The following is a 21,552-nucleotide window of genomic DNA, read 5'->3' on the forward strand; positions in this document are numbered from 1 at the left end:
ATGGTTAAGGTGTATGCACCTGCATCAATCGGTAACGTCAGCGTTGGATTTGATGTGCTGGGTGCGGCCGTTTCGCCTGTAGACGGTTCACTGCTGGGGGATTGTGTCTCTGTTGAGGCCGCCGATCTATTCAGCCTGCGTAATGAAGGGCGTTTTGTTAGCAAACTGCCAGACAACCCGAAAGAAAACATTGTGTATCAATGTTGGGAGCTGTTTTGTCAGGAAATCGGCAAAACGGTGCCGGTGGCGATGACGCTCGAAAAGAACATGCCAATCGGTTCGGGGCTAGGCTCCAGCGCCTGTTCTGTTGTTGCCGGGCTGATGGCGATGAACGAATTTTGTGGCAAACCGCTGGATGACACCCGTCTGCTAACGCTGATGGGCGAGCTGGAAGGGCGCATTTCCGGCAGCGTTCACTACGATAACGTTGCCCCGTGTTTCCTCGGTGGCGTCCAACTGATGTTGGAAGAAAACGGCATTATCAGCCAGCCAGTGCCGTCATTTGATGACTGGCTGTGGGTCATGGCGTATCCGGGAATTAAAGTCTCAACTGCCGAAGCGCGCGCGATTCTGCCTGCGCAATATCGTCGTCAGGATTGCATTAGCCACGGTCGCTATCTGGCGGGCTTTATCCACGCCAGCCACACCGGCCAAGCCGAGCTGGCGGCGAAACTGATGAAGGATGTCATCGCAGAACCTTATCGCACTAAACTGCTGCCCGGCTTTGCTGCCGCTCGTCAGGCTGCTGAAGATATCGGGGCGCTGGCCTGCGGTATTTCCGGCTCTGGCCCAACGTTATTCTCCGTCTGCAACGACATGGCGAGCGCACAGCGTCTGGCCGACTGGCTACGGGATAACTATTTGCAGAACGATGAAGGTTTTGTTCATATTTGCCGTCTTGATACGACTGGCGCACGACAACTGGGATAACGCATGAAACTGTACAACCTTAAAGATCATAACGAGCAGGTCAGTTTTGCTCAGGCTATCAAGCAAGGGCTGGGGAGCCAGCAGGGGCTATTCTTCCCGTTGGAATTGCCGGAGTTCGAGCGCACCGAAATTGATGCTTTGCTGGATCTGGATTTTGTCACCCGTAGCAGCCGTATTCTGTCGGCCTATATAGGCGATGAAATTGCGGCTGAAACCGTGTTTGAGCGTGTCAAAGCGGCCTTTGCGTTCCCTGCACCTATCGCACCCGTCGAAGAAGATATCGCTACGCTAGAATTGTTCCACGGCCCGACGCTGGCTTTTAAAGATTTCGGCGGCCGCTTTATGGCGCAAATGCTGACTGAAGTTTCTGGCGACGAGAAAATCACTATTCTGACGGCGACCTCTGGCGACACCGGTGCGGCCGTGGCGCACGCCTTTTACGGTCTGAAAAATGTCCGCGTCGTGATCCTGTATCCGCAGGGCAAGATCAGCCCGTTGCAGGAAAAACTGTTCTGTACGCTAGGTGGCAACATTCACACCATCGCTATCGACAGTGATTTCGATGCCTGTCAGGCATTGGTGAAAAAAGCGTTTGATGATGAAGAGCTGAAAAAGGCAATTGGTCTGAACTCAGCGAACTCTATCAACATCAGCCGTTTGCTGGCACAAATCTGCTACTACTTCGAAGCCGTTGCGCAGCTACCGCAGGAAGCGCGTAACCAACTGGTGGTTTCTGTACCGAGCGGTAACTTCGGCGATCTGACGGCCGGCCTGCTGGCGAAATCGCTGGGTCTGCCGATTAAGCGTTTCATTGCGGCGACTAATGCTAATGACACCGTGCCGCGCTTCCTGAGCAAGGGTAACTGGGAACCGAATAAAACGGTGGCAACCTTATCTAACGCGATGGATGTGAGCCAGCCGAACAACTGGCCGCGCGTGGAAGAGCTATTCCGCCGTAAGAACTGGCAGTTGAAAACGCTGGGCTTTGGTGCGGTGAGCGATGACACCACGAAAGAAACCCTGCACCAGTTGGATGCGTTAGGCTATGTCTCCGAGCCGCACGCTGCGATTGCTTACCGTCTGCTGCGCGATCAGCTGCAAGCTGGTGAGTTTGGCCTGTTCCTGGGTACGGCTCACCCGGCGAAATTCAAGGAAAGCGTAGAAGAAATTCTGGGCAAAGAGCTGGATCTGCCGCAAGCGCTGGCTGAGCGTGCCGATCTGGATCTGCTGTCGCACAACCTGCCAGATGACTTTGCACCGCTGCGTGAATTCCTGATGTCTCTGCCGGAATAAGATTGTAGCGATAAAGACCGAAGGATAAGGGCGGAGAATTCCGCCCTTTTTACGTTTTTGACTTACTGCTCGTGGCGCTTGAATACCAGTTCATCAGTTGAAGAGTCCGCCGATTCAAAGAAGTAACCGTCCAGATTAAACGCTTTCAACTGTTCCGGTTGAGTCAGGCGATTTTGAATAATAAAACGACTCATCAGGCCGCGCGCTTTCTTCGCGTAGAAGCTAATCACCTTAAATTTACCGTTTTTCTCATCCAAAAAGATGGGTTTGATCAGGCGTGCATTGAGCTTTTTCGGTTTGACGGCTCTGAAATATTCATCCGACGCCAGATTAATCAGCACGTCGTCACCTTGATCGTGCAATGCTTGATTCAGCTTTTCGGTGATGGTGTCGCCCCAGAAACTGTAGAGGTCTTTACCCACTTTATTTTCCAGTTTGGTGCCCATTTCCAACCGATAAGGCTGCATCAAATCCAGCGGACGCAATACGCCGTACAGACCCGACAGTATACGCAGATGCTGCTGGGCGAAATCGAAGTCATCTTCGCTGAAATCTTCTGCGGCTAATCCAGTATAAACATCACCCTTAAACGCCAGCAGCGCCTGACGCGCGTTCTCTGGCGTGAAATCGGGGTGCCACTCGTTAAAGCGGCCCGCGTTAAGGTCAGCCAGTTTATCGCTGATGCTCATCAGTGAGGCGATCTGTGCTGGCGTCAGCTTTTTACACACGCCAATCAGCTTGCTGGAATAGTCCAGAAGCTCTGGCTGGGTATAGCGCGTCGTTGCCAAAGGACTGGTGTAGTCGAGCGTTTTTGCGGGTGAAATAGTAATAAGCATGCGCCATGTCCTGTCGGTCTGATTCTTGATGTGCCTACTATAGCAAGAACCCGATAAGAAAACGGCGATATACCCGTAATACTTCAAGCTGCATGTGCGTTGGCTGCGTTCACTCACCCGAATCACTTACTTGTGTAAGCTCATCGGGATGAAATGAGAGACATCCCGTCTCTCACCGAAGGCCAGCCGTTGGCTGGTCAAATTCGTTCCCGACGAATTTGTCCCTCTCTTACCGCGTTATTCGGCCTTATGGCCTCACCCCTTCGGGGTCAGCGCAAGCGCTGTTCAAAAACGCCTTGCCGTTTTTGTCCTGCAACTCGAATTATTTGGGGTATAGCCATAACACGCCTCGTCTTATCTGCAACTAATCGCCGTTGCAGGGAATAGGGGGAAAAGGCTGGCTTGCGCGGGAAAGTGCGCGTGTTATTATCAGATTTCGGCGCAAAACAGACGGCCACCGGATTAGATAACAAGTCGATTCATATACGAGTACAAGCTATTTTCATTCACGAGCACCACGTATAAACAACGAGACATGCCAACATGACGGATAAACTGACTTCCCTACGCCAATTTACCACGGTTGTAGCTGATACCGGCGATATTGCGGCAATGAAACTGTACCAACCGCAAGATGCGACCACCAACCCTTCACTGATTCTGAACGCTGCGCAAATTCCTGAATACCGCAAGCTGATCGACGAGGCGATTGCCTGGGCGCGTGAGCAGAGCAGCGATCGCAAACAGCAGGTCGTGGATGCTACGGATAAACTGGCGGTCAATATCGGTCTCGAAATCTTAAAATTGATCCCAGGCCGCATCTCTACAGAAGTGGATGCGCGTTTGTCTTATGACACTGAAGCTAGTGTGGCGAAGGCAAAACACCTGATCAAGCTGTACAACGACGCGGGCATCAGCAACGAGCGTATCCTGATTAAACTGGCTTCAACCTGGCAGGGTATCCGCGCGGCGGAGCAACTGGAAAAAGAAGGCATCAACTGTAACCTGACGCTGCTGTTCTCCTTTGCGCAGGCGCGTGCCTGTGCTGAAGCCGGCGTGTTCCTGATTTCACCGTTTGTTGGCCGTATTCTTGACTGGTACAAAGCCAATGGCGATAAGAAAGAATTCGCGCCGCATGAAGATCCAGGCGTGGTTTCCGTTAGTGAAATCTATGATTACTACAAAGAGCACGGCTATGAAACCGTTGTGATGGGCGCGAGCTTCCGTAACGTTGGCGAGATTCTGGAATTGGCCGGGTGTGACCGCCTGACGATCGCTCCAGCTTTGCTGAAAGAGTTGTCAGAAAGCGAAGGCGAACTGGTGCGCAAACTGTCTTACGTTGGTGACGTGAAAGTGCGCCCAGCGAAAATGACGGAAGCTGAGTTCTACTGGCAGCATAACCAGGATCCAATGGCGATTGATAAACTGGCCGACGGGATCCGTAAATTTGCTATCGACCAGGAAAAACTGGAAAAGATGATTGCAGATTTACTGTAAACATTCTGCTGATAAAAATAGCCGGGGCTCCCGGCTATTTTTTTGTCTGCGGTTTGATGTCGTGGAGGGAGGAAGTCTATTTGGCCGTCGCATTACGGGTTTTCTTCGCGATATAAAGATTGTCATCGGCACGCTTCATTACCTCGCTGAGGTCTTCCCCTGCGATATAGTATTCCACCAGTCCAATACTAACCGTTAACCTGATTTTCCCCGCGGCCGTTTCACAAGGCGTCTCGCTAACGCGTTCTCTTGCTTTATCCACGATGGTATAGGCATCGTCTAATCCAATATTCGGTAGCACGATCGCGAATTCATCGCCGCCAATACGACCAAAAATATCGTCACGACGAAAGGATTTTTTGAAGGTATCAGCAACAAACTTCAGGGCATCATCACCGACGCTATGGCCGAAGCTATCGTTCACCTGCTTAAAGTAGTCGATGTCGATCAGAATGACGCTAACGGGGCGCTTAGTCAGATTGGCGATACTAAAGGCTTTATTCGCTGCCAGAAAGAAAGCGTCTCGTCGTAAATAGCCAGTGAGATCGTCATACCGCGCGATGATCGGCAATTCCACCAAATATTTTTTCGTCAGTACTGACAGTAGGCTGCCTAAAATAGCAAAAATCAGCACACTGCCAAGAATAATGAGGGTCGATGACAGGGAAAGCAGCGTCTGGATAAATGATGGCTGTGGGTGTTCCGACGTCGTCCTTATCCAAATACCCAGTAATTCATCGGTTGGTGACAGAATAGGGAAGATAACCGTCAGCGTGTCTTTACCTGCATAATCTCCAATAGAGGGCAGCTTATTTTGGCAGGTGCGAATAACGGCCATGTCGTTGAAGTTGAGGTCGGAAGAAGAAAGCTTGTTTATGCATTCGCTACGCGAATCCCGCGTGTTAAACGCGAATGTTCTGGTACGTGAAGACAAATAAGTGCCGGATTGCCGAACCATGTCGCTTTCTGTTACTTCACCGCTGTTTCTGTAGGAGCCGTAGGTCTTGATTGCGGTATCGAGATTTGTCCGTTCTGCTTTCCAGGTCGATTTGTTGGCTTCATGCATAATAATGATGGTGAGGATAAAGGAAATCGCCCCGAACAGGAAAAAGGCGTACGTCGGATGGGCAAAAAGTTTAAGTATCTTATACTTAAGATCGTTCATGGCGACTTCCTTGATAAGGCTTTTTTACTTATTGTGATACTAAAGAAGTGCTTTAATTTTATCATATTATTTGATTTTACGTGATGTTCTGTCGTGGCGGATATCACCCTTTTCTCTTTAATATATCGGCTTATTTCATTCGCTCTTAATGGGTAAGCGATCTTTTTTATTCGCCGACTATTTTTAAATTTTAATTTCGCCACGGTATTATTAATTTACGTGATTCTATTGCTTTTTTTTGAGACGACAATTAATAACTATTATCAAATGTCATATCGTACATGATGTGAAATAACGGATGTCGTGTGAATTTCCTCATGAACGCTAATTGTTTTCTAAAAGCCTTCAATATCCTGATAAAATTGGTGTTTTGTTTACAATGAGGTGCTTATGAACGTATTGCGAATTGGCTTGGTCTCCGTATCCGATCGCGCTTCCGGCGGGGTTTATCAGGACAAAGGCATCCCAGAATTGGAATCCTGGCTCCGTAGCGCTCTGACCACGCCTTTTGAAGTGGAAACGCGACTGGTACCGGATGAACAGCCGATGATTGAACAAACGCTGTGTGAGCTGGTGGATGAGCGAGGTTGTCACTTGGTGCTAACGACGGGAGGCACGGGGCCTGCGCGTCGTGATGTGACGCCGGATGCCACGCTGGCCGTTGCCGATCGAGAAATGCCGGGATTTGGTGAGCAAATGCGACAAATTAGTCTGCGTTTTGTTCCTACCGCCATCCTCTCCCGTCAGGTTGGTGTGCTACGCAAGCAGGCATTGATTCTCAATCTGCCGGGGCAGCCCAAGTCGATTAAGGAAACGCTGGAAGGCTTAAAAGATGCTGATGGCAAGGTGATTGTGGCCGGTATCTTTGCCAGCGTACCGTATTGTATCCAACTGCTGGAAGGCCCTTATATTGAAACCAATGCGGGTGTTGTAGCAGCTTTTCGCCCTAAAAATGCCGTGCGCGAAATAAAAGACTGAAGTTAGGCGATTTGAAACATAAGATTCAGCTTTGCTGGTGTATAAAAATTTTGCCGCTATAGTAATTTCTACTTTACACACTGCGGTGGCGTTCTTCTTTTCTCACTCTGGCAATGCACGGTAACTTATGACTCAGGATCAACACGCCCATCCTCGCCGGTTGAATCGGCAGGACTATAAAACGCTGTCTCTGGCTGCGCTGGGTGGCGCGTTAGAGTTTTACGATTTTATTATTTTCGTCTTCTTTGCTGCCGTGATTGGCGATCTCTTCTTCCCGCCAGATATTCCTGAATGGCTGCGGCAGGTACAGACGTTCGGTATTTTTGCCGCAGGCTATCTGGCTCGCCCGCTTGGGGGCATCATCATGGCCCACTTTGGCGATAAGAGCGGACGTAAGAAAATGTTCAGCCTGAGCATATTGCTGATGGCGTTACCGACGCTGGCAATGGGCCTGCTGCCGACCTATGAAGCTATTGGTATTGCGGCACCGCTTTTACTGCTGTTAATGCGCGTATTACAAGGTGCAGCAATCGGCGGAGAAGTTCCCGGTGCGTGGGTCTTTGTTGCCGAGCATGTGCCTCGCGCCCGTATTGGATTTGCCTGCGGTACGCTGACTGCTGGCTTGACCATGGGGATTCTGCTGGGTTCGCTGATCGCGACGCTGCTGAATACGGTGCTCACGCCAGAGCAGATGTCCGGTGGCGGTTGGCGTCTGCCGTTCTTCATCGGCGGGGTATTTGGCCTTGTGGCGATGTATCTGCGTCGCTGGTTACAGGAAACGCCCATTTTTATGGAAATGCAGACGCAGAAAAAACTGGCAGAAGAGTTGCCGTTGAAATCGGTCGTCTTAAATCATAAACGTGCGATTGTGGTTTCAATGCTGCTGACCTGGCTGCTGTCTGCGTGCATCGTCGTCGTTATTCTGATGGCGCCGACCTACCTGCAAAAAGTCCACGGCATTCCTGCTGCGCTGGCATTGCAGGCGAACTGTCTGGCAACGATTGCCCTGATGGTGGGCTGCGTCGGTTCAGGGCTGTTGGTTGATCGCTTTGGTGCCAGTAAGCTGTTCATTATAGGTAGCCTGTCGCTGGCGGCATGTAGCTGGTTCTTTTACAGTTCGGCGGCAAGCAGTACGACGTTGCTCTTTGTCAGCTATGCAATTGTAGGGCTCAGCGTTGGCGTGGTGGGCGGCGTGCCTTATGTCATGGTGCGGGCGTTTCCGGCTGCCGTGCGGTTCTCGGGAATCTCTTTTTCCTACAACGTTTCCTATGCCATTTTCGGTGGCCTGACGCCCGTTTTTGTTACGCTGATCATGAAGGTGACGCCAATGGCACCAGCATTCTATGTTCTGACGCTGGCCGCGGTGGGATTGCTGTTGGGTGTTTATTTGCAACGCGATCTGGATGCTGACTCACGTACTTCTGCCGATAGCAACGCGCGCGATCGCTCACCCGTCGAAGTGTAAACGTATTTTATCTTTGTCAAAAACAAACGAGCCCTGTCAGGTTGACAGGGCTCGTTAGCATTTAACGCGGGCTAGTGCTTATAGACAGTGTCTATCGCGTCGGTGCTTATCGTGCGTTAAAACTTAGTGTGACGCGCCACGTGCACCAATTGGCAGTACGGTGCGGCCAAACTTCTCGTTCAGCACTTCAGCCATTGCCAGGTAAATTGCGCTAGCGCCACAGATGATACCTTCGTAACCCGCGAAGGTCAGCAGTGCGTGGTTGCCGGTAAAGTTACCCACAGCCAACAGAGCAAACAGCACGGTCAGACTGCCGAAGACAAACTGCAGCGCGCGGTTGGTGCCGAATGTGCCGAAGAACATAAACAGCGTGAAGACGCCCCACAGGCCAAGGAATACGCCAAGGAACTGCGCGTCACTGGCTTCCGCCAGACCCATTTTAGGCAGTACGAGAATGGCAACCAGCGTCAGCCAGAATGCGCCATAAGACGTGAACGCCGTCACGCCAAACGTATTCCCTTTTTTATATTCCAGCAGGCCAGCCAGGATCTGGGCAATACCGCCGTAGAAAATACCCATGCTAAGAATGATGGAAGAAAGTGGGAAAAAGCCTGCGTTGTGCAGGTTCAACAGAATAGTGGTCATCCCGAAGCCCATCAGTCCTAATGGACCAGGATTTGCCAACGTGTTCGTGCTCATAAATCCTCTGCAATAACAGATTATTAATAGTCCCTTCGCGTCGGGCGCGGCATTAAGGTTAGCGGATGCGCCAATCACGTTGGGATAGGTGTCGTTTAGGTGTTATTGCCCGCCATTGTGTAGGGAAATGTTCCCATTTCTGTAGCGAGCGCGGCATCATATCGGGCGTTTGGAGTGGACACAACATGGGGAAGGCAGAATAGTTTGATCGTACGAGGGATAAAGGTCATTTTTTTTCATCTTCCCCCCTTGATGATAGAAATGTTGGCCCCATCTTATTTCCAACCGAAACAGTTTGACCTGCCGCAAAGGCGTGTGTTGGGCCGTTACATCGGTGGTTAGCATGAAAATGAGACGTGTGCTGCTGATGAAAAACGAGGGTGTGTCGTTGGAAAACGAGAAATCTTGTTGAAAAACGACATTTCGCCCGCACAGTAGGTTTAACCACCATACCGAATATGACTTTTTAGTGGAGATGTTTAGATGGGTAAGATTATTGGTATCGACCTGGGTACAACCAACTCTTGTGTCGCGATTATTGACGGTACTCAGGTAAAAGTACTGGAAAATAGCGAAGGCGATCGCACCACGCCTTCAATCATTGCTTATACGCAAGACGGTGAAATTCTGGTTGGCCAACCGGCTAAACGTCAGGCAGTGACTAACCCGCAAAATACACTGTTTGCTATCAAGCGTCTGATTGGCCGTCGTTTTAAAGACGAAGAAGTTCAGCGTGATTCCAACATCATGCCGTACAAAATCATCGCGGCAGATAATGGCGATGCATGGCTGGAAGTGAAAGATCAGAAAATGGCTCCGCCGCAGATTTCAGCTGAAGTGCTGAAAAAAATGAAGAAAACGGCGGAAGACTATCTGGGTGAGACGATCACCGAAGCGGTTATTACCGTACCGGCTTACTTCAACGATGCACAGCGTCAGGCAACCAAAGATGCTGGCCGTATCGCGGGTCTGGAAGTCAAACGTATCATCAACGAACCGACAGCGGCAGCGCTGGCGTACGGTCTGGATAAAGAAGTCGGCAACCGTACTATCGCGGTTTACGACCTGGGCGGCGGTACGTTCGATATTTCTATTATCGAAATCGATGAAGTTGATGGCGAAAAGACCTTCGAAGTTCTGGCAACCAACGGTGACACGCACCTGGGTGGTGAAGACTTCGATAGCCGCATGATCAACTATCTGGTTGACGAATTTAAGAAAGAGCAAGGTTTCGACCTGCGCAACGATCCGCTGGCAATGCAGCGTCTGAAAGAAGCCGCAGAAAAAGCCAAGATCGAGCTGTCTTCTGCACAGCAGACCGACGTGAACCTGCCGTACATCACGGCAGACGCTACTGGTCCTAAGCACCTGAACATCAAAGTGACGCGTGCGAAACTGGAATCACTGGTAGAAGAGCTGGTGAACCGTTCTCTTGAGCCGCTGAAAGTGGCGTTGCAGGATGCTGGCCTGTCCGTTTCTGAAATTCAGGACGTGATTCTGGTTGGTGGTCAGACGCGTATGCCTCTGGTACAGAAGAAAGTCGCTGACTTCTTCGGTAAAGAGCCACGTAAAGACGTGAACCCGGACGAAGCGGTTGCCATCGGTGCTGCGGTTCAGGGCGGTGTCTTGTCTGGTGACGTGAAAGACGTTCTGCTGCTGGACGTAAGCCCGCTGTCTCTGGGTATCGAAACCATGGGCGGCGTGATGACGGCGCTGATCGCTAAAAACACCACGATCCCGACGAAACACAGTCAGGTGTTCTCAACGGCGGAAGACAATCAGTCTGCAGTAACGATTCATGTTCTGCAGGGTGAGCGTAAGCGTGCGCACGACAACAAATCTCTGGGTCAGTTTAACCTGGATGGTATTCAGGCTGCACCGCGCGGTATGCCGCAGATCGAAGTCACTTTTGACATCGATGCGGATGGTATCCTGCACGTTTCCGCGAAAGACAAAAACAGCGGCCGCGAGCAGAAGATCACCATCAAGGCATCTTCGGGTCTGAACGAAGAAGAAATTCAGAAAATGGTACGCGATGCAGAAGCGAATGCTGAAGCTGACCGTAAGTTTGAAGAGCTGGTTCAGGCACGTAATCAGGGTGACCACCTGCTGCACAGCACGCGTAAGCAACTGGAAGAAGTGGGTGATAAACTGGCCGCTGATGACAAAACTGCCATTGAGGACGCATTGAAAGCGCTGGAAAGCGCGCTGAAAGGCGAAGACAAAGCAGAAATCGAAGCGAAAATTCAGGCACTGGTTCAGGTTTCCGGCAAGCTGCTGGAAGCGTCTCAGCCACAGCCTGGTGCTGAAGGCGCCGCTGATGATGCCTCTGCTCGTCGCGACGACGATGTCGTTGATGCTGAGTTTGAAGAAGTAAAAGATAAAAAGTAATCGCCCTTAAGCGGGCGCAATAGCAGCTACAGGGCTATTGCTGGCAATCAGCACGGGCGTCGAGGAAACTCTGCGCCCGTGCACGCATGTTGAGGGGCAGGAAAAGAAATGGCGAAGCAAGATTATTACGAAAGCCTAGGCGTTGCTAAAAGCGCGGACGATCGCGAAATAAAGAAAGCATATAAGCGTCTGGCGATGAAGTACCACCCGGATCGTAATCCTGGTGATAGCGAGGCAGAAGCCAAGTTCAAAGAGATCAAAGAAGCTTACGAAATCCTTATCGATTCGCAAAAACGCGCAGCCTACGATCAGTACGGTCACGCAGCGTTTGAGCAAGGTGGTATGGGCGGAGGCGGTGGTGGCTTTGGCGGCGGCGGTGCCGATTTTGGTGATATTTTTGGCGACGTGTTCGGGGACATTTTTGGCGGTGGTCGCCGTCAGCGCGCGAGCCGTGGATCCGATTTACGCTACAACATGGAGTTGACGCTGGAAGAAGCGGTACGTGGCGTCACCAAAGAGATCCGTATTCCTGCGCTGGAAGAGTGTGATGTATGCCACGGCAACGGTGCGAAGCCGGGTAGCTCGCCTATCACCTGTCCAACCTGTCATGGTAACGGCCAGGTGCAGATGCGCCAGGGCTTCTTTACCGTGCAGCAGGCGTGTCCGCACTGTCACGGTCGCGGCAAGATCATTAAGGATCCGTGCATCAAATGTCACGGTCATGGTCGCGTAGAGAAGAGCAAAACGCTGTCGGTGAAAATTCCGGCGGGTGTGGACACGGGTGACCGTATCCGCTTGTCCGGCGAAGGTGAAGCAGGCGAGCACGGTGCACCGTCAGGTGATTTGTACGTTCAGGTGCAGGTTAAAGCGCACCCGATCTTCCAACGTGAAGAAAACAATCTGTACTGCGAAGTGCCGATCAACTTTGCAATGGCAGCATTAGGCGGCGAGATTGAAGTCCCGACGCTGGATGGCCGTGTGAAGCTGAAAGTGCCTGCAGAAACGCAGACCGGGAAATTGTTCCGTATGCGTGGAAAAGGTGTGAAATCGGTTCGCGGTGGTGCGCAGGGCGATCTGCTGTGCCGTGTGGTTGTGGAAACGCCGGTTAATCTGAACGAGCGCCAGAGGCAACTGCTGCAAGAACTTGACGAGAGCTTCGGTGGCCCGTCTGGTGAAAGAAACAGCCCACGCTCGAAAAACTTTTTCGATGGCGTGAAGAAGTTTTTCGACGACTTGACCCGTTAATCGACAATCGTTAACGCGTGATAGAAAGACCGGTGGGGTTAAACCTGCCGGTTTTTTTATGACGGATATCTTTGTCCGTCACCCTGAGGCCGTTGCTACGCAACGTTGAAAAACGCTCCCGACGTTTTTTTATGTCTTCCTCTATACAATCTCAATTCAATAGATCGATTTTTTCGAGTGTTAAGCCAGTTTTAATCTGCTTTTAACGAGTGATTGAATTGCGTAATCTTGCCAGCAAGAAAGCGGATGTTTGGTATCGACGTTCGCGCCTGATGGGAGATTAAGTCAATGATAACAATGATTCGGCGCTTTATTCGATTGGATGCGGCCGCTGGCGTGATGCTAATGATGGCCACCGTTTTGGCGATCGTATTTGCCAATTGGTCTGCTACTGCTGCGGGCTATCAACAATTCCTGATGATGCCAGTGGAAATGCGGTTTGGCGCACTGGAAATCAATAAGAACCTGCTGCTGTGGATTAACGATGGCCTGATGGCAATTTTCTTCCTGCTGATTGGTCTGGAAGTGAAGCGTGAGCTAGTCGAAGGCACGTTAGCCAGCCGTCAGCAGGCGATGTTGCCACTGGCGGCTGCAGTAGGCGGAATGCTTTTTCCCGCTTTGCTATTTCTGCTTTTTAACGCAAATGATGAGGTGACGCGCGCTGGCTGGGCTATTCCTGCCGCGACAGACATCGCGTTCGCCGTTGGTGTGTTGATGTTATTGGGTAAGCGCGTTCCCGCAGGGTTAAAGGTTTTCCTGCTAGCGTTGGCGATCATTGACGATCTGGGCGCGATCTTGATCATCGCCCTGTTTTATACGCAGCAGATCTTCTGGCCTGCATTGGGCGGCGCGGTGCTGGCGATTGCTGTGTTGGCCTATATGAACAGGCAGCAGGTTGGCAAAACGTCCGCCTATTTGCTGGTAGGGATCGTCTTGTGGGTTTGCATTCTGAAATGTGGCGTTCATGCGACGCTGGCGGGGGTAATTGTCGGATTTTTTATTCCTCTGCGCACATCTGACGGGAAGCCTTCTCCGGCAACCACACTGGAACATGGCTTACAAACGTGGGTCGCGTTTCTGATTGTTCCGCTGTTTGCATTTGCCAACGCAGGCATTGTATTGCAGGGAATTGTGCTGGAAAAACTGTTTTCCCCTTTGAGCCTGGGTATTGCCGCTGGGCTACTGCTCGGTAAACCACTGGGCATTACCTTGTTCAGTTGGCTAACGATACGATTGGGTTATGCGAGCCTGCCCGTTGGTGTCCATTTTAGCCAGATCGTGGCAGTTTCTGTGCTGTGTGGTATCGGTTTTACCATGTCGATATTCATTACGCTGTTAGCATTCTCTGGCGGCGATGCGGAGTTGATTACCTACGCCAAGCTGGGGATCTTGCTGGCGTCAGGGCTGGCAGCATTGCTTGGCTATCTGGCATTGCGCGGAGTATTACCCGCGCTGGACAAGGCGGTTCAGCCGTGTAAGGGTTGATACTATGCCAGAGGCGCGAAGAGGGGGCGGGTGTGTCTCATTTGAATTTTAATCATCTCTATTATTTCTGGCAGGTTTATAAGTCGGGATCCGTTGCCGGTGCGGCAGAAATGCTGTTTTTAACGCCGCAGACCATTACTGGGCAAATCAAATGTCTGGAAGAGCGTTTACAGGGAAAACTTTTCAAACGCAAAGGGCGAGGGTTGGAACCGACGGAGCTGGGGCAGCTTGTTTTTCGCTATGCGGATAGCATGTTCCAGCTCAGCCAGGAAATGTTGGATATTGTGAACTATAGCAAAGAATCAAGCCTGCTGTTCGATGTCGGTGTGGCAGATGCGTTGTCCAAACGGCTGGTGAGCAGAGTGCTGGAAACGGTCGTGACAGAGCAGGAACATATCCATCTGCGCTGTTTTGAGTCGACGCATGAAATGCTGTTGGAGCAGTTGAGCCAGCATAAACTGGATATGATTCTGTCGGATTGTCCGGTTGATTCGACGCAGCAGGAAGGGTTGTTTTCACTCAAGCTGGGCGAGTGTGGCGTCAGTTTTTACTGTAAGCGTCCGCAGTCTGATCAGCCTTTTCCAGCCTGCCTTGAACAACGTAAGCTGCTGATTCCAGGGCGGCGAACCATGTTGGGACGAAAGCTCTTGAGTTGGTTTACTGCGCAGAATATTCAGGTGAACATTTTGGGTGAATTTGATGATGCGGCGCTGATGACGGCGTTCGGTATCAATAACGATGCGATTTTCGTTGCGCCATCGCTGTATGCCAATGAAATCTACCAGCAGGGCGATATCGTCGAGATCGGTAGGATCGAGAACATTCAGGACGAGTATTATGCGATTTTTGCGGCCAGAATGATCCAGCATCCGGCGGTACAGCGTGTCTGTAACGCGGATTTCTCAGCACTCTTCTGTGATAGCGCAGAAGGCCTGTCGCGGGGGGATGGATAAGCACTTGCCGTGAAATAACAGACGCAAAAAAACCGGCCTAGGCCGGTTTTCTTTAGCAACTACACGCAGATGCGTGATTATTGCATGGCGTTGATGCGCGCAACCAGATTGGATTTATGACGTGCAGCTTTGTTTTTGTGAATCAGACCTTTACTAGCCTGGCGATCCACGATCGGTTGCATGTCATTAAACGCTTTCTGTGCCACTTCTTTATCGCCAGTAGCGATCGCCGCGTATACTTTCTTGATGAAAGTACGCATCATTGAGCGACGGCTTGCATTATGCTTACGGCGCTTCTCAGATTGTACGGCGCGTTTCTTAGCTGATTTGATATTAGCCAAGGTCCAACTCCCAAATATATTCAATCGAGGACAATTCAAAGGCCGTGGAATATGCTCGTTTAGCCTTCGTTTGTCAATGGATTTGTGCAAATAAGCGTCGTTTGTACGTCGACACTTGTTACGTTGTGATGGCGCAGGATTTTAGCAGCTTCACGCGGTGGAATACAGCTTTTCGCATCATAAATTCATCCTGAATTTGATAAAGCCCTGTCTGCCATCGGTAAAGTCGGATTGTATACGGCATCCGCTACCTAGATATTCTGCTTGTGGGCGTTATCCATCGAGGATTCAGCTAAAAAACATGAAAATACTGGCACGATTTACAGGGTGGCTGCAAAAGGCGCGAATCGCGGGTTAACCTTACTCGCTGTACAAGGTATAATCCGCCGATTTCCATAATATTAACCCTTTGTTCTGGGCCAGCCATGCAGCTAATTCGCGGTATACACAATCTTCGGGCACACCATTACGGCTGTGTGCTCACTATTGGTAATTTTGACGGCGTGCACCTCGGACACCAAATGCTGCTTGAACGACTGAAGCAGGAAGGTCGCACTCGTGGGTTGCCAGTGATGGTCATGATTTTTGAACCACAGCCGCTGGAACTTTTTGCTGCGGAAAAAGCGCCCGCACGGCTGACGCGTCTGCGCGACAAGGTGAAATACCTGGCGCAGGCTGGCGTGGACTATCTGCTATGCGTCAGGTTCGATGCGCGGTTTGCCGCCAATGATGCTGAGACGTTCGTTTCTTCTCTGCTGGTGAAGAAATTGGGCGTGAAGTTTCTTGTTGTCGGAGATGACTTCCGTTTCGGGGCTGGTCGTCAGGGAGATTTCCTGTTATTACAGAAGGCTGGGTGTGGGGCGGGGTTTGCTGTCATCAGTACCGATTCGTTTTGTAATGGCGGCAAGCGTGTCAGCAGCACTGCGGTACGTGAAGCGCTCAGTCATGATGAACTGGAACTGGCAGAAAGCCTGCTAGGCCATCCTTACAGCATTTCTGGACGCGTAGAACATGGCAAAGAATTAGGGCGAACCATTGGGTTCCCTACCGCCAACCTCCCATTGAAACGTCAGGTTTCTCCTGTCAGCGGCGTGTATGCCGTCAGTGTTTATGGGCTGGGGCAAGAACCGTTGCCGGGCGTCGCCAATATTGGTACGCGTCCAACCGTAAACGGTGACAAACGCCAGCAGCTTGAAGTGCATTTACTGGACGTGACGATAGATCTTTACGGTCGTCATATTGAAGTCGTACTGCGTAAAAAAATCCGTAATGAACAGCGTTTTGCTTCGCTTGATGCGTTAAAACAGCAAATCGCCGATGATGTGGTGACAGCCCGGACGTTCTTCGGGTTAAAGACACCGGTTTAATTTTTCTAGCCGAAACGAAATCGAGAATCTAATGAGTGACTATAAGACTACCCTGAACTTACCGGAAACAGGGTTCCCGATGCGTGGCGATCTGGCCAAGCGCGAACCTGACATGCTGAAACGTTGGTATGAGCAGGATCTGTACGGGATTATTCGCAATGCGAAGAAGGGAAAGAAGACCTTCATTCTGCACGATGGCCCTCCATACGCGAACGGCAGCATTCACATTGGTCACTCAGTTAACAAGATTCTGAAAGATATTATCGTTAAATCGAAAGGCCTGTCTGGCTACGATTCCCCTTATGTGCCGGGCTGGGACTGCCATGGTTTGCCAATTGAGCTGAAAGTCGAGCAGTTGATTGGTAAACCGGGCGAGAAAGTCAGCGCGGCAGAATTCCGCGCTGAGTGCCGTAAATATGCGGCAGAGCAGGTTGCTGGTCAGAAAGCCGACTTTATTCGTCTCGGCGTGCTGGGCGACTGGGATCGTCCTTATCTGACAATGGATTTCAAAACCGAAGCGAACATCATTCGCGCGCTGGGTCGCATCATTGAAAACGGCCACCTGCACAAGGGTGCTAAGCCGGTTCACTGGTGTGCCGATTGTGGTTCCGCACTGGCGGAAGCAGAAGTTGAGTATTACGACAAAACGTCCCCATCCATTGATGTGACGTTTAACGCTAGCGATGTAGCGGCGGTATTAGCCAAGTTTGGCGTGAGCAGCGTAGATGGCCCTGTTTCTCTGGTGATCTGGACGACGACGCCGTGGACGCTGCCAGCAAACCGTGCGATCTCGTTAAACGCAGAGTTCGATTATCAACTGGTTCAGATTGACGGCCAGGCACTGATTCTGGCGGCCGACCTGGTTGAAAGCGTCATGAAACGCGTGGGTGTGACCCAGTGGGCAGTTCTGGGTGATTGCAAAGGCGCCGATCTTGAGCTGTTGCGTTTCAAGCATCCGTTCCTGGGCTTCGACGTACCGGCCATTCTGGGCGATCACGTAACGCTGGATGCGGGTACCGGTGCGGTACACACCGCCGGTGGTCACGGTCCTGACGACTATGTGATCAGCCAGAAATACAATCTTGAAATCGCTAACCCGGTTGGGCCGAACGGCTGCTACCTGAGCGGTACCTATCCTGAACTGGATGGTAAATTCGTTTTCAAAGCCAACGATCTGATCGTTGAAATCCTGCGTGAAAAAAGCATGTTGCTGCACGTAGAGAAATTACAGCACAGCTATCCGTGCTGCTGGCGTCATAAATCGCCGATCATTTTCCGTGCGACGCCGCAGTGGTTTGTCAGCATGGATCAGAAAGGCCTGCGTAAGCAGTCGCTGTCTGAAATCAAAGGCGTGCAGTGGATCCCAGATTGGGGTCAGGCGCGTATCGAAGCGATGGTCGCCAACCGCCCTGACTGGTGTATTTCCCGTCAGCGTACTTGGGGCGTGCCGATGTCGCTGTTCGTCCACAAAGAGACGGAAGAGTTGCACCCGCGTACCGCTGAGCTGATTGAAGCTGTGGCGAAACGTGTTGAAGCGGACGGCATTCAGGCATGGTGGGATCTCGATCCGGCTGATGTGCTGGGCGCAGAGGCGGATAACTACGTCAAAGTGCCAGACACGCTGGATGTGTGGTTCGATTCTGGATCGACGCACGCGTCAGTAGTCGATGTTCGTCCTGAATTTGGCGGTCACGAAGCGGATATGTATCTGGAAGGTTCCGATCAGCATCGTGGTTGGTTCATGTCTTCTCTGATGATCTCCACCGCGATTAAAGGCAAAGCGCCTTACCGTCAGGTACTGACCCATGGTTTCACCGTCGATGGTCAGGGACGCAAGATGTCCAAATCGATCGGTAATACCGTGAGCCCACAGGACGTGATGAACAAACTCGGTGCCGACATTCTGCGCCTGTGGATCGGTTCAACGGATTACTCCGGTGAAATCGCCGTATCCGATGAAATCCTGAAGCGCTCTGCCGATGCCTATCGTCGTATTCGTAACACCGCGCGTTTCCTGTTGGCGAACCTGAATGGTTTCGATCCACAGAAAGACAGTGTGAAACCAGAAGACATGGTTGTGCTGGATCGCTGGGCGGTTGGCTGTGCGAAAGCCGCGCAGGATGAGATCCTCGAAGCGTATGAAAGCTACGATTTCCACCGTGTCGTACAGCGCTTGATGCAGTTCTGCTCGATCGAAATGGGATCTTTCTATCTGGATATCATTAAAGATCGTCAGTACACAGCAAAAAGCGACAGCGTTGCACGCCGTAGCTGCCAGACTGCGCTATACCATATCTCAGAAGCGCTGGTGCGCTGGATGGCACCGATTATGTCCTTCACGGCGGATGAGATCTGGAGTTACCTGCCGGGCGAACGTGCGCAGTATGTGTTTACCGAAGAATGGTATGACGGTCTGTTTGCGCTGGATGACAACGAAGAATTAGATAATGATTTTTGGAACGATGTTCGTGGGATAAAAGCAATTATTAATAAAGCAATTGAAGACCAGAAGGGGATAGGTATTAAGTCTAGTTTAGAGACATCTGTTCGGGTTAGTTTTCCAACAGAAACTCGAACTATCCAATTGTTACGTGACGAGTTACGTCACGAAGCTAGTTTTATATTCCTAACATCCCAAGTCTCCATTGATGAAAGTTGCACACCAATGGAAATATTATACCCTAATAATAATGAAAATATTGCAACTGAAGAGTTGCTTGGAAATTCAGTTAGTTCAATTAGAACTGTTGTAAAAGCGTTCGTATCTCAGGCAGAAGGGCACAAGTGTCCACGCTGCTGGCATTACGAGACGGATATCGGTAGCAATGCCGACCATCCTGAAGTGTGTGGTCGCTGTGCGACTAACGTGGGCGGCAACGGCGAAGAGCGTAAATTTGTCTGATGAATAAAATTTGTTCGAGTGGACTGCGCTGGCTCTGGCTGGCGGTGCTGGTTTTAGTTATCGATCTTGGTAGCAAGCAGTGGATCCTTGCCCACTTTGCACTGGGTGATACGGTACCCGTGATGCCTTCTCTGAATCTGCATTACGCCCGTAACTACGGCGCAGCATTCAGCTTCCTGGCGGATAAAGGCGGCTGGCAACGCTGGTTCTTTGCCGGCATTGCGATTGCTATTGTGGTTGCACTGCTGGTGATGATGTACCGTGGCAGCGTCAAGCAGAGGCTAAATAACATTGCGTATTCGCTGATTATCGGCGGCGCATTGGGCAATCTATTCGACCGGACATGGCACGGATTCGTCGTCGATTTCATCGACTTCTATGTCGGTAACTGGCACTTCGCCACCTTTAACCTGGCCGATACCGCTATCTGTATTGGTGCGGCGCTCATCGTACTGGAAGGGTTTTTCAGTACGCATGATGATACTGATACCGTTAAGCAGAAGGGTCACTGATGTCCGAGACTGTGCAGCACAACAGCGCGCTGCTGGTGCATTTTATACTGACGCTGGAGGATGGCTCTGTGGCCGAATCCACGCGTGAGCGCGGCAAGCCAGCGCTGTTTCGCCTCGGCGACAGTAGCCTGTCTGACGCGCTGGAACAAAATCTGTTGGGATTAAAGCGTGGCGATAAACGCAAGTTTACGCTGCCAGCTGAGTCGGCCTTTGGGCCGACTAACCCGAACTTGATCCAGTTCTTCTTGCGTCGTGATTTCGCCCAGACCGGCGTGCCGGATGTGGGTACGATCATGCTCTTCAGCGGCGTTGCCGGGAACGATATGCCGGGGATTATCCGCGATGTGACCGAAGAGTCAGTCACCGTGGATTTCAACCATCCCCTCTCTGGTCAGGCAATTACCTTCGATCTCGACGTGTTGGATATCGATCCCGTACAACAGGAGGTGTCCCATGCAGATCCTGCTGGCTAATCCGCGCGGCTTCTGTGCGGGTGTCGATCGTGCTATCAGCATAGTGGAACGTGCACTGGAGCTGTTTGGTACGCCGATCTATGTCCGTCATGAAGTGGTACATAATCGCTATGTGGTTAACGGATTACGCGAACGTGGCGCGATTTTTATTGAGCAGATTGAAGATGTACCGGATGGTGCGATTCTGATTTTTTCTGCACATGGCGTTTCGCAAGCGGTACGTAATGAAGCAAAAAATCGTGACCTGACGGTGTTCGATGCCACCTGCCCTCTGGTAACCAAAGTGCATATGGAAGTGGCCAGAGCCAGTAAGAAGGGCGTGGAAGCGATTCTTATTGGGCATGCCGGACACCCGGAAGTTGAAGGGACGATGGGGCAGTACAGCAATGCGGATGGCGGTATGTATCTGGTTGAGTCCCCTGATGATGTCTGGCAGTTACAGGTAAAAGATGAAAACAACCTGTGCTTTATGACGCAAACCACGCTTTCTGTTGATGATACTTATGCGGTGATTGATGCGTTGCGTGAGCGTTTCCCGCAGATTGTTGGCCCGCGTAAAGATGATATCTGCTATGCAACGACCAATCGTCAGGAAGCGGTTCGCCATTTGTCGGATAAGGCGGATGTCGTCTTTGTTGTGGGCTCTAAAAACTCCTCAAACTCCAACCGTCTTGCTGAATTGGCACAGAGAGCGGGGAAATCCGCTTATCTGATTGATTCCGCGGACGATATTCAGGAGTCATGGTTGACGGGCGCTTCGCATGTTGGCGTTACTGCTGGCGCATCGGCACCGGATATTTTGGTACAACAGGTGATTCAGCGCCTGAAAGAATTAGGCGGCAAGGTTGCGGTTGAAATGCAAGGCCGTGAAGAAAACATCGTCTTTGAAGTGCCTAAAGAGCTGCGTGTTGAAGTCAAACAGATTGATTAGTCTGTTTCTGCGGTAGGGCTTCGGCCCTATCCCTATCACTGCTATTCCCGTTCATCTTCCTCCCTGTATTCACTCATAAAAATGTTAAC

18 protein-coding genes are annotated in these 21,552 nt (G+C 51.1%); 14 read left to right on the top strand and 4 right to left on the bottom strand.

The features are described 5' to 3' along the window. A complete protein-coding gene (gene thrB, locus DUT67_RS03030) occupies positions 1-930 on the top strand; it encodes a homoserine kinase (protein ID WP_113626872.1) in 930 nt (309 codons plus the stop codon). Positions 931-933: 3 nt separating this feature from the next. Beyond that, entirely contained in the window at positions 934-2,223 is a 1,290-nt protein-coding gene (thrC, locus tag DUT67_RS03035) for a threonine synthase (RefSeq protein WP_113626871.1), read from the top strand. A gap of 62 nt (positions 2,224-2,285) precedes the next feature. Here the strand turns inward: thrC and yaaA are convergent, their stop codons facing one another. Then, complete coding sequence (gene yaaA / locus DUT67_RS03040) at positions 2,286-3,059, bottom strand: peroxide stress protein YaaA (protein WP_113626870.1); 774 nt, start codon at positions 3,057-3,059, stop codon at positions 2,286-2,288. A 543-nt stretch (positions 3,060-3,602) separates the two neighbouring features. Here yaaA and tal point away from each other — a divergent pair. Beyond that, complete coding sequence (tal, locus tag DUT67_RS03045; RefSeq protein ID WP_113626869.1) at positions 3,603-4,556, top strand: transaldolase; 954 nt, start codon at positions 3,603-3,605, stop codon at positions 4,554-4,556. Between the two features lie 76 nt (positions 4,557-4,632). Here the strand turns inward: tal and DUT67_RS03050 are convergent, their stop codons facing one another. Beyond that, a complete protein-coding gene (locus DUT67_RS03050) occupies positions 4,633-5,721 on the bottom strand; it encodes a GGDEF domain-containing protein (protein ID WP_048262441.1) in 1,089 nt (362 codons plus the stop codon). 390 nt (positions 5,722-6,111) lie between these two features. Here DUT67_RS03050 and mog point away from each other — a divergent pair, with 390 nt between their 5' ends. Both mog and DUT67_RS03060 read left to right on the top strand, forming a co-directional pair. After that, positions 6,112-6,699: a molybdopterin adenylyltransferase gene (gene mog, locus DUT67_RS03055; RefSeq protein WP_048262439.1), complete on the top strand. Its 588-nt coding sequence runs from the start codon at positions 6,112-6,114 to the stop codon at positions 6,697-6,699. Positions 6,700-6,826: 127 nt separating this feature from the next. Further along, a complete protein-coding gene (locus DUT67_RS03060) occupies positions 6,827-8,164 on the top strand; it encodes an MFS transporter (protein ID WP_113626868.1) in 1,338 nt (445 codons plus the stop codon). A gap of 123 nt (positions 8,165-8,287) precedes the next feature. Here DUT67_RS03060 and satP read toward each other — a convergent pair whose 3' ends face one another. Continuing rightward, on the bottom strand, positions 8,288-8,863 hold the full coding sequence (gene satP / locus DUT67_RS03065) for an acetate uptake transporter (RefSeq protein ID WP_005973207.1): 576 nt from the start codon (positions 8,861-8,863) through the stop codon (positions 8,288-8,290). Between the two features lie 483 nt (positions 8,864-9,346). On the opposite strand from satP, the gene dnaK reads away from it, so the two are divergent. The 4 genes from dnaK (at position 9,347) to nhaR (ending at position 14,937) form a co-directional block, all read left to right on the top strand. Next, the gene (gene dnaK, locus DUT67_RS03070) at positions 9,347-11,254 is read left to right on the top strand and encodes a molecular chaperone DnaK (RefSeq protein ID WP_048262436.1); all 1,908 of its coding nucleotides are present in this window, start codon (positions 9,347-9,349) and stop codon (positions 11,252-11,254) included. A gap of 108 nt (positions 11,255-11,362) precedes the next feature. Continuing rightward, positions 11,363-12,499, top strand: coding sequence for a molecular chaperone DnaJ (dnaJ, locus tag DUT67_RS03075; protein ID WP_113626867.1), 1,137 nt, complete (start codon positions 11,363-11,365; stop codon positions 12,497-12,499). 288 nt (positions 12,500-12,787) lie between these two features. After that, entirely contained in the window at positions 12,788-13,984 is a 1,197-nt protein-coding gene (gene nhaA / locus DUT67_RS03080) for a Na+/H+ antiporter NhaA (protein WP_113626866.1), read from the top strand. Positions 13,985-14,016: 32 nt separating this feature from the next. Then, positions 14,017-14,937: a transcriptional activator NhaR gene (nhaR, locus tag DUT67_RS03085; RefSeq protein ID WP_113626865.1), complete on the top strand. Its 921-nt coding sequence runs from the start codon at positions 14,017-14,019 to the stop codon at positions 14,935-14,937. A 77-nt stretch (positions 14,938-15,014) separates the two neighbouring features. Here nhaR and rpsT read toward each other — a convergent pair whose 3' ends face one another. After that, complete coding sequence (rpsT, locus tag DUT67_RS03090; RefSeq protein ID WP_048262429.1) at positions 15,015-15,278, bottom strand: 30S ribosomal protein S20; 264 nt, start codon at positions 15,276-15,278, stop codon at positions 15,015-15,017. Positions 15,279-15,703: 425 nt separating this feature from the next. Here rpsT and ribF point away from each other — a divergent pair, with 425 nt between their 5' ends. From ribF to ispH, 5 genes are read left to right on the top strand one after another with little or no spacing between them, the layout of a single operon-like run. Next, positions 15,704-16,645: a bifunctional riboflavin kinase/FAD synthetase gene (ribF, locus tag DUT67_RS03095; RefSeq protein WP_048262428.1), complete on the top strand. Its 942-nt coding sequence runs from the start codon at positions 15,704-15,706 to the stop codon at positions 16,643-16,645. Positions 16,646-16,676: 31 nt separating this feature from the next. Further along, the gene (gene ileS / locus DUT67_RS03100; protein WP_113632732.1) at positions 16,677-19,547 is read left to right on the top strand and encodes an isoleucine--tRNA ligase; all 2,871 of its coding nucleotides are present in this window, start codon (positions 16,677-16,679) and stop codon (positions 19,545-19,547) included. Further along, a complete protein-coding gene (lspA, locus tag DUT67_RS03105) occupies positions 19,544-20,059 on the top strand; it encodes a signal peptidase II (protein ID WP_101749522.1) in 516 nt (171 codons plus the stop codon). The genes ileS and lspA overlap by 4 nt, the downstream gene beginning before the upstream one ends. Continuing rightward, positions 20,059-20,532: an FKBP-type peptidyl-prolyl cis-trans isomerase gene (fkpB, locus tag DUT67_RS03110; protein WP_048262423.1), complete on the top strand. Its 474-nt coding sequence runs from the start codon at positions 20,059-20,061 to the stop codon at positions 20,530-20,532. Before lspA ends, fkpB begins: the two co-directional genes overlap by 1 nt. After that, positions 20,513-21,463, top strand: a complete 951-nt coding sequence (gene ispH / locus DUT67_RS03115) for a 4-hydroxy-3-methylbut-2-enyl diphosphate reductase (RefSeq protein WP_113626862.1) — start codon at positions 20,513-20,515, stop codon at positions 21,461-21,463. Before fkpB ends, ispH begins: the two co-directional genes overlap by 20 nt. Positions 21,464-21,552: the final 89 nt, after the last annotated feature.

This window comes from Pectobacterium peruviense, assembly GCF_003312355.2.
Classification (GTDB): domain Bacteria; phylum Pseudomonadota; class Gammaproteobacteria; order Enterobacterales; family Enterobacteriaceae; genus Pectobacterium; species Pectobacterium peruviense.

What these genes read in the sequence shown, in the direction of transcription:
- thrB (WP_113626872.1), top strand. Translation starts at nt 1, where the DNA reads ATGGTTAAGGTGTATGCACCTGCATCAATCGGTAACGTCAGCGTTGGA.
- thrC (WP_113626871.1), top strand. Translation starts at nt 934, where the DNA reads ATGAAACTGTACAACCTTAAAGATCATAACGAGCAGGTCAGTTTTGCT.
- yaaA (WP_113626870.1), bottom strand. Translation starts at nt 3,059, where the DNA reads ATGCTTATTACTATTTCACCCGCAAAAACGCTCGACTACACCAGTCCT.
- tal (WP_113626869.1), top strand. Translation starts at nt 3,603, where the DNA reads ATGACGGATAAACTGACTTCCCTACGCCAATTTACCACGGTTGTAGCT.
- DUT67_RS03050 (WP_048262441.1), bottom strand. Translation starts at nt 5,721, where the DNA reads ATGAACGATCTTAAGTATAAGATACTTAAACTTTTTGCCCATCCGACG.
- mog (WP_048262439.1), top strand. Translation starts at nt 6,112, where the DNA reads ATGAACGTATTGCGAATTGGCTTGGTCTCCGTATCCGATCGCGCTTCC.
- DUT67_RS03060 (WP_113626868.1), top strand. Translation starts at nt 6,827, where the DNA reads ATGACTCAGGATCAACACGCCCATCCTCGCCGGTTGAATCGGCAGGAC.
- satP (WP_005973207.1), bottom strand. Translation starts at nt 8,863, where the DNA reads ATGAGCACGAACACGTTGGCAAATCCTGGTCCATTAGGACTGATGGGC.
- dnaK (WP_048262436.1), top strand. Translation starts at nt 9,347, where the DNA reads ATGGGTAAGATTATTGGTATCGACCTGGGTACAACCAACTCTTGTGTC.
- dnaJ (WP_113626867.1), top strand. Translation starts at nt 11,363, where the DNA reads ATGGCGAAGCAAGATTATTACGAAAGCCTAGGCGTTGCTAAAAGCGCG.
- nhaA (WP_113626866.1), top strand. Translation starts at nt 12,788, where the DNA reads ATGATAACAATGATTCGGCGCTTTATTCGATTGGATGCGGCCGCTGGC.
- ribF (WP_048262428.1), top strand. Translation starts at nt 15,704, where the DNA reads ATGCAGCTAATTCGCGGTATACACAATCTTCGGGCACACCATTACGGC.
- ileS (WP_113632732.1), top strand. Translation starts at nt 16,677, where the DNA reads ATGAGTGACTATAAGACTACCCTGAACTTACCGGAAACAGGGTTCCCG.
- fkpB (WP_048262423.1), top strand. Translation starts at nt 20,059, where the DNA reads ATGTCCGAGACTGTGCAGCACAACAGCGCGCTGCTGGTGCATTTTATA.
- ispH (WP_113626862.1), top strand. Translation starts at nt 20,513, where the DNA reads ATGCAGATCCTGCTGGCTAATCCGCGCGGCTTCTGTGCGGGTGTCGAT.